This window comes from Streptomyces sp. H39-S7 (assembly GCF_027158205.1).
Classification (GTDB): Bacteria; Actinomycetota; Actinomycetes; order Streptomycetales; family Streptomycetaceae; genus Actinacidiphila.
In genome coordinates this window covers 18446-31864 of sequence record NZ_JAPVLU010000072.1, presented here as the reverse complement: position 1 = coordinate 31864, position 13419 = coordinate 18446, and the positions used below count along the sequence as shown (strand labels likewise).

The 13419-nt window shown below is 68.2% G+C and carries 12 protein-coding genes; 4 read left to right on the top strand and 8 right to left on the bottom strand.

Annotated elements, in window-relative coordinates; genetic code table 11:
* Nucleotides 1-234: 234 nt before the first annotated feature.
* From O3X23_RS39595 to O3X23_RS39585, 3 genes are all read right to left on the bottom strand, one after another.
* Nucleotides 235-813 (bottom strand): DUF3995 domain-containing protein, encoded by a 579-nt coding sequence (locus tag O3X23_RS39595; protein WP_269278719.1) that lies wholly within the window; start codon nt 811-813, stop codon nt 235-237.
* Entirely contained in the window at nt 810-1325 is a 516-nt protein-coding gene (locus O3X23_RS39590) for a hypothetical protein (protein WP_269278717.1), read from the bottom strand. The genes O3X23_RS39595 and O3X23_RS39590 overlap by 4 nt, the downstream gene beginning before the upstream one ends.
* A 71-nt stretch (nt 1326-1396) precedes the next feature.
* Entirely contained in the window at nt 1397-2605 is a 1209-nt protein-coding gene (locus tag O3X23_RS39585) for a macrolide family glycosyltransferase (protein WP_269278715.1), read from the bottom strand.
* 315 nt (nt 2606-2920) lie between these two features.
* Between O3X23_RS39585 and O3X23_RS39580 the strand changes: the two genes are divergently transcribed.
* A complete protein-coding gene (locus O3X23_RS39580; RefSeq protein ID WP_269278714.1) occupies nt 2921-3970 on the top strand; it encodes a polyprenyl synthetase family protein in 1050 nt (349 codons plus the stop codon).
* 112 nt (nt 3971-4082) lie between these two features.
* Here the strand turns inward: O3X23_RS39580 and O3X23_RS39575 are convergent, their stop codons facing one another.
* The 5 genes from O3X23_RS39575 to O3X23_RS39555 form a co-directional block, all read right to left on the bottom strand.
* Nucleotides 4083-4871, bottom strand: coding sequence for an ABC transporter permease (locus O3X23_RS39575; RefSeq protein WP_269278713.1), 789 nt, complete (start codon nt 4869-4871; stop codon nt 4083-4085).
* Nucleotides 4868-5884 carry an ATP-binding cassette domain-containing protein gene (locus O3X23_RS39570; RefSeq protein WP_269278712.1) on the bottom strand — a complete coding sequence of 339 codons (1017 nt, stop codon included), beginning with the start codon at nt 5882-5884 and terminating at the stop codon, nt 4868-4870. Before O3X23_RS39570 ends, O3X23_RS39575 begins: the two co-directional genes overlap by 4 nt.
* Nucleotides 5885-5963: 79 nt before the next feature.
* Entirely contained in the window at nt 5964-7640 is a 1677-nt protein-coding gene (locus O3X23_RS39565; protein ID WP_269278711.1) for a phytoene desaturase family protein, read from the bottom strand.
* 350 nt (nt 7641-7990) lie between these two features.
* Nucleotides 7991-8914 (bottom strand): helix-turn-helix transcriptional regulator, encoded by a 924-nt coding sequence (locus tag O3X23_RS39560; RefSeq protein ID WP_269278710.1) that lies wholly within the window; start codon nt 8912-8914, stop codon nt 7991-7993.
* Nucleotides 8915-8983: 69 nt separating this feature from the next.
* A complete protein-coding gene (locus tag O3X23_RS39555; RefSeq protein WP_269278709.1) occupies nt 8984-9469 on the bottom strand; it encodes a hypothetical protein in 486 nt (161 codons plus the stop codon).
* A gap of 886 nt (nt 9470-10355) precedes the next feature.
* Here O3X23_RS39555 and O3X23_RS39550 point away from each other — a divergent pair.
* The 3 genes from O3X23_RS39550 to O3X23_RS39540 all read left to right on the top strand — a co-directional run bounded on the left by O3X23_RS39550 (nt 10356) and on the right by O3X23_RS39540 (nt 13150).
* On the top strand, nt 10356-11303 hold the full coding sequence (locus tag O3X23_RS39550) for a quinone oxidoreductase family protein (protein WP_269278708.1): 948 nt from the start codon (nt 10356-10358) through the stop codon (nt 11301-11303).
* A gap of 106 nt (nt 11304-11409) precedes the next feature.
* On the top strand, nt 11410-12255 hold the full coding sequence (locus tag O3X23_RS39545; protein ID WP_331284008.1) for an IclR family transcriptional regulator: 846 nt from the start codon (nt 11410-11412) through the stop codon (nt 12253-12255).
* Between the two features lie 175 nt (nt 12256-12430).
* On the top strand, nt 12431-13150 hold the full coding sequence (locus O3X23_RS39540) for an IclR family transcriptional regulator (protein ID WP_269278707.1): 720 nt from the start codon (nt 12431-12433) through the stop codon (nt 13148-13150).
* Nucleotides 13151-13419: the final 269 nt, after the last annotated feature.

Below are 13419 nucleotides of genomic sequence, written 5' to 3'. Positions count from 1 at the left end.
CACCTTCCAACTCATCACCACCCTCACCACCGCCCAACACGACCCCACCACCCCAGGCCGCATCGCCGCCATCACCACCGTCGACCGCGACGGCGTCCTCGCCGTCGCACTCCTACGCCTGCTCTGATCGCACGACAAAGCGCCGGACAGCTCTGCCTGTCCGGCGCTTTCCGGCACCTCGGTGCCGGCGGTCGCGGCGGTCCCGGTCTCAGCGAGCCCGGCGAGCCGACGCGGTCATCGTGCGTTGCGCACCGCGCGGCGGTGACCGATGGCGGTGAGGCCGAAGAGCACTCCACCGATGAAGAAGTACAGGTCGACGCCACTGGACGACCACAAGGTGTACGCGGTGGGATGTGCGTCGCCCAGCACCTGCTCATAGGTCAGCCCGGTGAGGCCGTTCTTCATCAGTCCCGACTCGCGCAGGCCGGAGTCGAGCAGTCCCGAGAAGCCGCGGATCGCCAGCAGCGCGAACCCGGTCCAGGAACAGGTGAGGATCATCCACGTCGGGACCTTGCGTCCCCAGGGCTGGAACGTCGCGAACGGGATGAGCGCACCGACCACGAACATGATGCCGATGACCACGGTGTAGGCCCAGTCGGCCGCGGTGCGGACATCCGGCACGGTATTGCTCGCGTCGCCGAAGCCGAACTGACCGCCGAAGCCCCAGTAGACGTGGAAGGCGGCGAATACAACGACCCAGGCGAAGGTGGCGTAGCCCAGCTTCCGGAGCGCGTCGGGTGGTGCGGTGAATCCGGGCGAGGCGGGAGAACCGGAAGACCTGCGAATGCGTGCTGTTTTCCAGGAAGTACTCATCCGGTCACATCCTCCTCGACACGCACCGCGGCGCGTGTGCGGCGAAAATAGTTGATGGTGGCGGGGACCAGGAGAATCGCTCCGACGAAGAAATACGCGTTGATGGCCACTCCTTGCCACACCTCTGTGGTGGAGGGTGTCTCGACCGAGTCATCAACCACTCCGAGGAAACCCCTGGGCGTGATTCCGGTCAGAACAAAAATATTCTCGATCAGTCCGGGCACCCCACGGACGATCAGCAGTACGCTGCCTATGGCTATCGGAGCCAGCACCGTTCGTCGCGACAGCCTGTCGCCCCACGGCCGGACCGTGGCCAGACACAGTACGGCGCCGACAATCGACATGATGATGATCAGCGAATCGTAGGCGATATAGGCCGTATACCCCCAGGGGCCGCCGTCCGCGACATCGTCATCGGCGACGACACCCATTCCGATGTGCCAGACGACCGATGAGACCATCCAGACGAACGCGGCGTACGCCGCCCACCGGGATTCCCCTATGGATTTCATGACTCCAACGATCTCAGGTCCACTGCGGGGCCGACGTCCCTCTCCTGGATGATCCGCATCAGCCCATGGGGCTAGACGGCGACGTGTCCGGCCGGAAGGCATTTCTCGATCAGGTCGGCGGCCGCGCCCGCGCCACCGGCCCCGCGCACGCTGCGCTTCACCTCGGCCAGCCGGCCGGCCACCGCGGGATCGGAGGTCAGAGCCGTCACGGCTGACCGCAGGCGCTCCGCGGTGACCTGGTCCGGGGGGATGCTCAGGCCGAGTCCGAGCTCGGAAATGATCCGGGCATTGTCCAACTGGTCGTACGCCTGAGGGATGGCGACCATCGGCACACCGAAGTAGAGACCTTCGAGGGTGGAGCCCATCCCGGCATGCGTGATGAAGGCACTCGCCTGGGACAGCACCTGCAACTGCGGTACGGACGCGTGGGTTTCGAAGGTCTCGGGAAGCGGGCCGAGATCGTCCCGGCCGACCTGATCGCCGACCGCCAGCACCACATGCCAGCCGGCGTCGCCGAAGGCCTCGACGCACATCCGATAGAAGTCCGGCTGATGGTTGTAGACCGAGCCGAAGGCCACCAGCAGCACCGGAAGCCCGTTGTCCGGCCGTTCCCAGTTCCCCTGGAAATCGCGCTCGTCGAGGCAGGGCCCGACGAAGGTGTACCGGTCGTCCAGCTGGTCGAGGTCCTTCTGGATCTCGCGGGGGACGGTGGCGAGATACCCGTCCGCCCGGCCCCGGTAGATCACCTCATCGATCGGGACGTCGATACCGCCGGCGTCCAGGAAGTCCTGGAATTTCTGGCGGTGCGCGGTCCACGCCGGGTCGTCCTCCAGAAAGGGGTAGAAGGCCTCCAGCTCATCCATGTACCCCGGACCGGAGACATGGGTCGGTGACGTCCGCACCGCGGGAACTCCCCAGCGCTGCGCCAGGATCTGCGCTCCGAATGCGGCATAGTCGTAGAGAATGAGATCCGGCCGGTCGTCCTCGAAGGCCGCCAACTGGCCGGGGAGCGCCGAGATCGATTCCTCAAGGAACAGGTCCGACATCGCAATCGGGTCGTCCAGTGGGAATTTCTCCCCGCGGCGTGCGGAGGGGAGGGATGTCGCGCATACGACAGGTGTGGCGCCGGCCGCCGCCACACGGGGCGCGAATTCTTCGTTGGTGGCGTAACTGACCCGGTGTCCGCGTCGCACCAGCTCGGCCACGATGGCCAGCGTGGGATTTACGTGGCCGGCTGCCGGAATACTGAAGACGGCGACGTGTGGGGCGGAGGGTGTCATAACGCATGTCTACAGGGGGGTTGCGGTTGCTTGTCGAGCACCGGTGCAGGTTCCTGCCAAAGTGCCGTTTCCACCCGCCCCTGCCGCCCGGCCTCCTCCGAACTCCCTGTAGGGGGCCGATGGCCTCGGACCTGCCGCGGTGGCAACTTCGTGTCAGCGTCGTTGTGGCACCGAAAAACCCCTGCGATGGTGAGGAAATTCAGGAGAGGAAGGGCGCGATCGGCGAGGGGAAGCGGCGGGGAGATTTCGCCGGATATTCGCCGGCCATTCACCGGGCCCGAGCCGTTCCGCAGGGGCGACAGGGAGTATTTCGCGATGGCTTTGAAGGCGATGTACGAGGTGCCGCTGCCCGGCCGTCTGCGCAGGGCTGCCCTGGTCCGCAGACTCGCCCTTGACGACTCGGGGCTCGAGGCTCGGCTGCGCGACGGGCTCGAAGCGGCGGAGAAGCAGTTGCTCGCCGATGCGGACAGCGCTCAGGACCCGAGGATCGCCGGTCTGACCGGCCACCTCACCACTGCGGGCGGCAAGCGGCTGCGGCCGCTCCTGGTACTGCTCGGTGCCGAGTTCGGGGATCCCTGGCGGCACGGTGTGATCCAGGCGGCGGTGATCGCCGAGTTGGTTCACGTCTCATCGCTCTACCACGACGACGTCATGGACAACGCGGCCACGCGGCACGGTGTGTCCAGTGCCAATGCCCGGTGGGGCGAACGTCTCGCCGTCCTGGCGGGCGACCTCCTGCTCGCCAAGGCCGCCCAGCTCGCCGCGGAGCTCGGACCGGAGGCCGTCGCCCTCAACGCCGACGTCGCGGGGGCCCTCGTAGCGGGACAGCTGAGCGAACTCGTCGGCCCCGGCCGCGGCGAGGACGCCATCAGCCACTACTTCCGGGTGATCTCGGGCAAGACCGCCGCGCTGCTCGCCATGGCGCTGCGGACCGGCGCCCAGCAGGCGGGCGCGCCCGCACCGGTGGTGCGGGCGCTGGGAGAGTACGGCGAGGAGCTGGGCCTGGCCTTCCAGATAGCCGACGACCTGCTCGACCTCAAGGCTCCGACCGAGCAGATGGGCAAGGAGCAGGGCGCGGACCTGGCGGCGGGCGTCGCCAGCCTTCCGGTCCTCCTGGCGCTCGCGGACCCGACGCCGCGGGGCGCCACGCTGCGCGAACTGCTCTCCGCCGGGCCGACCGCCGGTCCCGCCGAGCGGCGCCGGGCTCTGAAGCTCTTCCGCCGGTCCCCGGCCCTCGCCGAGGCGGAGGCGATGATGCACCAGCGACTGGACCGGGCCAGGCAGGCGCTGGCGGACCTGCCGCCCGGTCCGGCCCTGCGGGCCCTCAACGCGCTCTGCGATTTCGTGGCCTCCCAGACCGGCTGACGCGCCGCGGGGAACGGTGGTGCCGCAGGACAGCGGATCGGCGAACAGCGAGTGCGGCCCCCCGGCAGGTATCTGCCGGGGGGCCGCACTCCGTGGATCGGCCGGTCGGGATTCAGCGGGTGGTGGCGCGCTGGTAGGCGCGGGCGGTCAGCGGGACGACCACCACCAGGAGGAGGGTGAGGGTGAGGCAGGAGGCGACAACGGGATGCTGGCTGGGATAGGCGGTGCTGGTGACGGTCGCCTCATTGCCCCAGAGAGTGCGGCAGGCGCTGACGACCGCGCTGATGGGATTCCACTCGGCGATGATCTGCAGCCAGCGGGGGAGGCCGCCGAGAGGGACGAAGGCGTTGGAAAGGAAGATGAAGGGCATGGTGATGAGCATCGCGACGGAGTTGACGGCTTCGGGGCTGCGGACGACCAGGCCCAGCAGCGCGCCGATCCAGCACATGGTGAAGCCGAGCAGGAGCAGCAGTCCGAAGCCGGCGAGGGTGGAGAGCGGGTCGTGGTGGGCTCGCCACCCGATGAGGGTGCCCACGACGGCCATGACGACGCAGCTGAGGGCGGTCATGATGAGGTCGGAGAAGGTGCGGCCCAGCAGCACGGCGTAGCGGGACATGGGCAGTGAGCGGAAACGGTCGACGAGTCCGTTGTGGAGGTCCCCGGCCACGCCGGCGGCACTGGTGCCGACGGCGGAGAACATGACCTGGGTGAAGATGCCGGCCATGATGTACTCGTGGTAATTGCCGCCCGGGACGGTCATGGCGCTGCCGAAGAGGTAGCCGAAGACCAGCACCAGGACGACGGGCCCGACGGTGACCCCGATGAGTTTCTCCGGGACGCGGGCGATGTGCCGCATGTGACGGCCGGTGAGGGCGAGGGTGTCATCTACCAACTCGGTCATGAGGCGCTGCTCCCGGCTTTCTCGTCGCTTTTCCCGTTGCTGTTCTCTTCGTCGCGCTCGGCGCCGCTCTTCTCGGTGCTGGTGTGTCCGGTCAGGCTGAGGAACACGTCATCGAGGGAGGGGCGGCGCAGGGCGAAGTCGGCGACTTCGATCCCGGTGTCGCGCAGGACGGCCGCGGCGTCGGCGATGGTGTCGATGCCGGCTCCCAGGGTCACCGAGATGCGGTGGTCCTCCGGGTCCACGGTGGGCTCGCCGGTGGCGATGGCGCTGAGGATGCGGACGGCCTCGGCGAGTTGGACGGGTTTGGCGACGGTGACTTCGAGGCGTTCCCCGCCGACCTTGCGTTTGAGTTCGTCGGGGGTGCCGTCCGCGATGACCACACCGTGGTCGATGACGGCGATGCGGTCGGCGAGGTGGTCGGCCTCTTCCAGGTACTGGGTGGTGAGCAGGACGGTGACGCCGGCGGCCACCTGTTCGCGGACCATGGCCCACAGCGTCATACGGCTGGTGAGGTCCAGGCCGGTGCTGGGCTCGTCGAGGAAGAGGACGGTCGGGGTGCCCAGGAGGCTGGCGGCCAGGTCGAGGCGGCGGCGCATGCCGCCGGAGTAGGTCTTCACCTCCCGTTCACCGGCCTCGGTCAGCTCGAACCGTTCGAGAAGCTCAGCGGCCCGTGTCTTGGCGCCGCGCCGGCCCAGTCGGTGCAGGCGGCCGATGAGTGTGAGGTTCTCGCGTCCGGTGAGGAGTTCGTCGACCGCGGCGTACTGGCCGGTGAGGCCTATGCGCTTGCGGACTTCGGCGGGCTGTTCGGTGACGTCGTAGCCGGCGACCCGGGCCCGGCCGGCGTCGGGTGTCAGCAGCGTGGCCAGGACCCTGACCGCGGTGGTCTTCCCGGCCCCGTTGGGCCCCAGCACGCCCAGTACGGTCCCGGCCGGTACGGACAGATCGACTCCGTCCAGCGCCTGCAGGTCCCCATACCTCTTACGGAGACCCTCGGCCTCGATCGCAGCACTCATGAACCCCGCCCTTAGGAAGATGTCGGATGGCCGCCCGGCAGGACCGCCGGGTACCGCACATGCTGAAAGCCGATGGTGATCAGTGGATCTTGGCGAGACCGCGCGCGTGACGGCGGCCGGTGCCTCGGGACACGGCCAGCGGGTCCCAGCCCTTGCCGCGTTCCGGAAGCAGATCCCGGTCGGCGAGAACCGTTCCGGTGTGGACCTCGTGCATCAGCCGCCGTCCCAGGATCTGCGCCGCGCACGCGACGGCCCCGACCGCAACGCCGGTGATGCCACTGCCGTAGCGGGTGTTCGCCCCCACCACGTGCAGCCCGTCGATCGAAGTGCGGGTGTCGGGACGGCTGCCCGCGCGACCCCACTCCGCCAGCCCGAAGGGCGTCCCGCCCGACGACAGGGTGTAGCGCTCCTGGGTCAGCGGGGTCGCCGCCTCCAGGTGCACGATGTTCTTGCGGAACGGCCCGATGGCCTCCTCCGCCGCGCCCAGCATCGCCTCGGTCAGCAACGCCTTCTGTTCCTTGTACGTACCGGTGCGCCGGTACCGTGTCCCGTCCGCGGGTCCGGTATCGACCCCCCAGCGGTCGTAGCTGGGCGGGCACAAGGTCATCACCTGGAAATTGGTGTGGCCCGGCGGGCACACATTGCGCGCTCCGGGATCCTTCAGCGACGCGAACGACATGAACAGGAACGGCACCGGATCGATCTTCCCTGCGGCCAACTGCTCGTAGTAGTCGTCGATGTTCTCCCCGCGGTACCACCACAGGTTCGCGTTCGGGCGCGGCGGGAGCTCGGTGTCCAGGGCGATGTACAACGTCGCGAAGGGGAGCCCCATGACCGCCTCCTCCGTCTTGGCGGCGAGGCGGCGGGCGAAGTGCTCCGCACCGACCAGATCCAGGACCGTCCGCCGGTAGTCGGCATTCGACACCACCAACGGCGACTTCAGGAACTCACCGCCCGCGACCCCCACCCCGGTGACCTTGCGCCCCTCCACCACGATGCGTTCCACCCGGCACTTGGTGCGCAGTTCCCCGCCGTGCGCCTCCAGCGTCTCGACCAGGGCGGCCGCCAGCATCTGCCCGCCGCCCTCCGGGTAGTACGCACCCCGGATGTAGTGATCGGTGACCGTCGCGTGCATCGTCACGGACGCCTGCGCCGGGCCCATCCCGTAGTTCGGTGACTGGGCGGCCAGGACCGTCCGCGCCCGCACGGACAGGCCGCAGTGGTCGAAGAGCTCGGCGAGGGTCCGCCGCCCCCACTCGACCGTGATGGGTGTGCGCGCCACGAGTTCGGTGATCGTCAGATCGTCGGCGGACAGCAGCGCGGCGCGCATCTCCTCGCCGAGACCCGCGATCGTGTCGAGGAAGAGGTCGAGGCCCGGGCCGTCCGCCGGCAGTGCGGCCTTCAACCGCTGCCGGTACGCGGGCCACCCCGCCGGCATGTCCATCGTCAATCCCGGAATCACGATCCGGTCGAAACCCTCCCGGTCCATCTCCCGGTAGGTGACCCGCTCGTCCAGACCCAATCCCGCGAAAATCGCCGGAAGGACGCCATCGGGCCCGCAATCCCCCAGATAGTGCACACCGACATCGAATTCATACGCCCGCCGCCGGCGAAACACATGGCTGTTCCCGCCCGCGACGTCATGCTGCTCCAGCACCAGCACCCGGCGCCCACTCACCGCCAGATACGCCGCACACACCAAACCACCCAGTCCGGAGCCGACGACGATGGCATCCCATTCTTCCCGGTCCGACATACAGGCTTTCCCTCTCACACAATCCGACCACGACCCGAACCCCGGGCCGGCCCGAACAAGTGGCCCGGGCACGGCGCTTCGATCGACACCGTGACAGCAAAGCCGGACACCGGGCAGACGACTGACCGGAAACTGCCACCGCCCCACGCAGCTTCCTGTCAACCGACGGAAGATCAAGTTCCGAGCGGAATGGATCCTGTTAGGTTCCCTATGAACGTATCGAAAGAAAACGGGATGGGGAGATGGCGTGTGCGACGACCGGTCAGCCGGGCCCGCCGGATCGAGGCAGCGCCCTGCCCGCGGCGTCGTGCCGCGGACAGGGCGCTGTGTACTCCTGCTGACTGCGGTGACTAGGAGGCCGCCGAGCCGGCCCCGGTCCCACCCTCCTCGAATCCGTATCCGTACCCGTTGCCGGTGACGGACCGCGTCTCCGGGCGGTCGCGTTCCTCGGAGCCGAGGGGTCGGAGCAGCCCCCGTTTCGCGGCGTGTGCTCCGGCCTGGAAGCGGGAGGCGACGCCCAGCAGGCTCATGATCTCGGCGACGTATCTGCGGTAGGTGCGGACCGATACCGCCAGTTCCCGGGCGGCCACCTCGTCGGTGAGACCCAGCCGCAGGCACTTGAGGACCTGCCGGACGGTGTCGGAGCGGGCCCGGTCGCCGAAGTCGATCCGCTCGGAGGCGACGGTGGCGCTCTGCCAGACGCTGTCGGCCAGCGTGCACAGGGAGCGGATCACCGGAGCGGAGCGGATCAGGGAGGCGCGGACGCCGACTGCGGATTCGGCGCACACCAGGGCGGTCTCGCCGTCGACGATCACGACAGTGAGTGGGGGCATCTTGGCCACCCGCACCCTCAGTCGTCCATCGTCACCGGAGAAGCGCTCCGCCAGCTTCCAGTCGAATGTGGCCCTGGTGAACAGCAGGCGTACGGAGATCTGCCGGGAGTCGCCCGCCAACCGTTCGCTCACGGACAACGTCACCGCCCGGGCGAGTTCCGGGTCCCCGGCCAGCAGAATGTCGATCGAATGGACGGCCTGGCCAAGCAGCTGCCGTGCGGCGGCGGCGACTCCACCGTCCTCCGGCCGGACTTCGGCCACCAGGGAATTCCTGACCTGGCGGTCCCGGTGTTTGGCGACCGTGCGCTCAATGAGCGCACGGGCCTCTAACAGTTCCTGTTCGAACTCGTCGGCCGCGTAACCGAGCCGTCCTTCTCCTTCCCTACGATTCCCGCTCTCCCGGCCGGGACCCTCCCAGTCGTCATCCTCGTTCCGTTCCATCGGTGTTGGATCGTTCACACCCTCACCTCTCACGGCGCGTGTGGCACGGTCGTTGCACAGGTGCGCCACTCAGCCGCACTCCGGCAGTAGCCGCAATTCGGCCGCTCGCACCCCGGCCTGGAAGCGGGAACTCGCGCCGAGGTCCCGCATGATCTCCGCGACGTGCCGCCGGTAGGTCCGCAGGGACACCCGCAACTCACGGGCCGCGACGACATCGGTGCACCCTCCGTACAGACGCTCCAGAACACGCTGCCCGACCTCGGTGCGCAGCCGCCCGCTCAGGCGCTCGTACTCCGCCAGGAGAAGCGCGCCCCGCCAGGCGTCGGCGAGCAGCAGCTCCAGGGTTCTGGCCGTGGCCAGGTCCTCCAGGACGCTGCCGCGCCCGCCGGCCCCATCCTGCTCGGCCGGCACCAGCGCGATCCTTCCGTCGACCACCAGGGCCTCGTCCAGATCCACCTCGGTGACGCGGATCTCGCAGTTGGGCGTCCGCGGGGCGACCGAGCGGACGAGCGGAGTGTCCAGAGCCTTCGAGGTGCAGAGCAGCCGGATCGTCACCCCGCTGTCTCCCGAATCACCGTGCCGAATGAGAGCGGCTGCGACTTCCGCCGCCTGTGCTCCGTCTCCCGAAAGGGTAATGCTGGCCCGCTGTTTGGCGCGGCCGATGAGCTGCATTACTGCGCCACCGGTCACGCCCTGACCGGATACAGCTTTTACCGTGGTGTATTTCTCCGCCATGGAGCGATGGGCGGAAACCGTTGAATCAATGAGCGAACGGACCTGCAATAGATTCCGCTCGACCCCGTCGAACGGTTCATCTCCACTAATTCTGGTGAGCACCGCCGAATTTCCGGTCGATCTGCCGCGCCGCACCGATCCACATGTAACTGGCGAATTCGCCATGACTCCCCCGTGCCCGTGTTGTAAAGCGATTTCCGGACATCCCGACCGTGCCGGTAGCCCGGAGCAAGCATCGCCGAACCTGCTGGCGGCGGTCCATCGTCCCTCCGTGCCCGCCATACCCACTGGCCTCGCCAGCCCCAGCAGCCGATTGAGACTAACCACCACGTCTCAGCCAAGTCAACGTCCCAAAGAAGGTTAACCGTCAACAAAACGGCTCGTTCCATTACCACACATCCAGGGCGGCACAGAATGAAGACTTAGAGGTGTCAGCAAACTGCACACCATCCGCGCAGTGAAACCGAGGGCACGGATCGCTGGCAACTGCGTGCCATTTCGGGGAATATTCATCGACCCCGAGGAGTCTGCGGTGCGGGGCGCCACGGCAAGAGATCCAGTATCTCCAACAATGTGTGGCTATGCAATAGCTGTCCGTTTCTCGCCTGGCGAGAAACGGACTGGCGCCGTCCATCTCCCACCTGGGCTTCCCTACCGATTGCGTAGGATCTGTGTAAGTGAGAAGTCCAGGACTTTAGGGATATATATGCGTGCAGTGGTGATGCGACGGTTCGGCGGTCCGGAAGTGCTCGAAATCGCCGAGGTGCCCGAGCCGCGGCCCCGCCGGGGGCACCTTCTGGTGGATGTGACCAGGGCCGGTGTGAACTACGCGGACATCCACGTGCGCGGCGACACGTACCTGGCACCGGTCGCCCTGCCGTACATCCCCGGCAACGAGATCGTGGGCACGGCGGAGGACGGGCGCCGGGTCGCCGCCCTCACCCATGGCGGCGGTTACGCGGAGAAGGCCCTCGCCCACAGCCGGGTCAGCTGGCACATTCCTGACGACGTCACCGACGACCAGGCCGCGGCGCTGGCACTGCAGGGCAACAGCGCTTGGCATCTGCTGTTCACCGCCGCCCGGTTGCGTGCCTGGGAGCGTGTGGTCATCCCGGCCGCCGCGGGCGGCCTCGGTTCCCTGGCCGTCCAGTTGGCGAAGCGTGCCGGCGCCCGAGTCATCGCGCTGGCCGGCAGTGAGGACAAGCGCCGTACCGCGCTGAGCCTGGGCGCGGATGCCGTCGTGGACTCCTCCACCGCCGACGGTCTCACCGAGCGCATCCTGGAAGCCGCCGGCGGACCGGTTCAGGTCGCGTTGGAGATGACCGGCGGTGCGACCTTCCACGCGACGCTCGGCGCGGTCGGTCCCCGAGGGCGCCTCGTGGTGTACGGATACGCCTCCGGCGACCACGCGACGGCGCCGACCTCGGTACTGATGGAGAAGTCCATCACCGTCACCGGCTTCTGGCTCCCGAATCTCTACGCCGATCGCGACGCCCTTCCCACCAGCATGAAGGCGCTGTTCGGCGCGGTCGGTTCGGGAGAACTGCGCCCCTTGATCGGTGCGGTCCGCCCACTGGCCGAGGCCCCCCTCGCGCACGCGTCACTGGCCGGCCGCACCAACGTCGGCAAGATCCTCCTGAGCCCGGCGTCGTAGGGTTACGTTCATCACGACTGAACGTTTCGGGACGCTGTGGCCCCGCGAACGTGGGCGAAGCCATGCCCGCGGGGGCATCGCTGCCCACGGGGGAAGGGTGAACGGCGTGGGAAAGAACATGAGCGGCGGAGAGCGGGCGGGGCAGGCCTCTCCCGGAGGCACGAGTCACACCGAACGCGTCTTCCGGGTCCAGTCGGCCTTCGTCGAACTCGGCGGCCCGTCGCACGGGCCCGGTGAACTGGCCGCGGCCACCGGCCTCGACGACTCCGCGGTCCATCGCATCCTGCAGTCCGGCGTGTACCAGGGGACGTTCATCCGGGTCAGCCGGGGCCAGTACCAACTCGGCGGCGAAGCGGCCCGTCTGGGCATTCAAGCCTTAGCCCACGGCTCGCTGGGCAACGCCGGCCACACCGTTCTCGAAGAGCTCCGCACCGCCAGCGCCGACGGCCTGGTCTTCCTCTACATGCTCGCCCCGTTCGGCGGGGCCCAGCGCCAGTGCATCGACATGGTGGTGGGCGACTCGGATCTGGTCGAGCTCGGCATGACACCCCGCGATGTACTCTCCGTCACCCGCTCCTTGCGGACGGGTGCTTCCGGCCGGGCGATCCTGGCCTATCTCTCGGAATCGATCCAGGCCCAGGTGCTGGCGGAACCGGTTCCCAAGGAAGCCGGCCCCGGCGTGTACACGGACCATGATGAACTGCTCGCCTCTCTCGGCGAAGTACGCGACCAGGGTTTCGCGCTCGGCCAGCAGGAATGCACGGCCGGCTGGAACTCCTGCGCCGTCCCCGTCATGTGGGACGACACCATCATGGGCGCCGTGCTGGTACTGAAACCCGCCGCCGTCATGCCCCGCGCGCCGCTGCACCTCATAGAAGCGACCAAGTCCGCCGCCGCCGCGCTCAGCCGAATGGCGAGCGGCCCATGGCCGTCGACATTGCAACAAGTCTAGGGCTCTGCCGCATTCCATCGGACCGCGGGCGGCGACCTGGCAGTTTCCTGTAGTTGACGTTGCGAGCGGATAGCTCTGGGGATAGACCTGGCCCTGAAAATGAGATATCCGCATCGACTACCGATGGCGAGATCATGACCAGGTGCATCAGCAGCGACACAATTGTCCGGTCCGTATGACGCTCACGGACATATCCAGCGGAGTCCGGGTTCTGGACAAGGCGTCACTCCTTCTGCGCGCGCTGGAAGCAGAGCCGGCCACCCTGGCGACCCTGGTGGCCAAGACCGGCCTGCCACGGCCCACCGCTCACCGGCTGGCCATTGCCCTGGAGCGGCTGGACCTGCTCACCCGCGACACGACGGGCCGGTTCGTGCTGGGACCGCGACTGGCCGACATGTCCGTCGGAGCGCGTCAGAGCCGGCTGCTGCCGGCGGCGGAGCCGGTCCTGACGCGGCTGCACGATCTCACCGGGGTGAGCGTGCAGCTCCACAAACGCCGCGGCACCCGGCGGGTCTGCATGTTCGCGGCCGACTCCCACCAGAACTCCCGGGACGCGGTGCCGATCGGCGCGGCGTTCCCGATGCGGTACGGGTCGATCTCCCAGGTGCTTCTCGCCTGGGAGGACCCGGACCAGCTGTACGACGGCCTGCAGGGAGCCCGGTTCAACGCTCTGACGCTGTCCGGCGTGCGACGCCAGGGCTGGGCCGAGAGCATCGGTGACGAGGGCCCGGGGATCGCCACGATCGCCGCTCCTGTCCGGGGGCTCGACGACCGCGTGGTGGCCGCGGTGGCACTCTCGGGCCCGGTCTCGCTGCTGTCCCGGAGTCCCGGACGGCGGTACGCCAGTCGCGTCATCGATGCCGCGATCCTCATCGGCGACCGCCTGTCCCGCTGACGTGTCCGCTAAAGGCCAATCGGGCTATCGCTGACGGCGATCGACCGGCCCAGCGTTATCCGGGGATGTCAGCAACCTGACAGCTTCCGTTGATTACATGGAACATTCCCACAGGTCGGTCGTCGCCCAGTTTCGATTTCCGTACCGTTGTCGCCGGGAGCCGAAGGGCTTCCGTTGCCATGCGCGCCTGCTGCCTTCTGGTCAGCATTGTCAGCCGCGCACGTCGTCTCCGGCTGGCCCCCCGCGTTTATCCGCCGGGCCGGGAACGG

Excerpts from the sequence above, each read along its gene's own strand:
- O3X23_RS39560 (WP_269278710.1), bottom strand. The coding sequence starts at position 8,914 with ATGGAACGGAACGAGGATGACGACTGGGAGGGTCCCGGCCGGGAGAGC.
- O3X23_RS39575 (WP_269278713.1), bottom strand. The coding sequence starts at position 4,871 with ATGACCGAGTTGGTAGATGACACCCTCGCCCTCACCGGCCGTCACATG.
- O3X23_RS39585 (WP_269278715.1), bottom strand. The coding sequence starts at position 2,605 with ATGACACCCTCCGCCCCACACGTCGCCGTCTTCAGTATTCCGGCAGCC.
- O3X23_RS39540 (WP_269278707.1), top strand. The coding sequence starts at position 12,431 with ATGACGCTCACGGACATATCCAGCGGAGTCCGGGTTCTGGACAAGGCG.
- O3X23_RS39590 (WP_269278717.1), bottom strand. The coding sequence starts at position 1,325 with ATGAAATCCATAGGGGAATCCCGGTGGGCGGCGTACGCCGCGTTCGTC.
- O3X23_RS39595 (WP_269278719.1), bottom strand. The coding sequence starts at position 813 with ATGAGTACTTCCTGGAAAACAGCACGCATTCGCAGGTCTTCCGGTTCT.
- O3X23_RS39565 (WP_269278711.1), bottom strand. The coding sequence starts at position 7,640 with ATGTCGGACCGGGAAGAATGGGATGCCATCGTCGTCGGCTCCGGACTG.
- O3X23_RS39580 (WP_269278714.1), top strand. The coding sequence starts at position 2,921 with ATGGCTTTGAAGGCGATGTACGAGGTGCCGCTGCCCGGCCGTCTGCGC.
- O3X23_RS39570 (WP_269278712.1), bottom strand. The coding sequence starts at position 5,884 with ATGAGTGCTGCGATCGAGGCCGAGGGTCTCCGTAAGAGGTATGGGGAC.
- O3X23_RS39550 (WP_269278708.1), top strand. The coding sequence starts at position 10,356 with ATGCGTGCAGTGGTGATGCGACGGTTCGGCGGTCCGGAAGTGCTCGAA.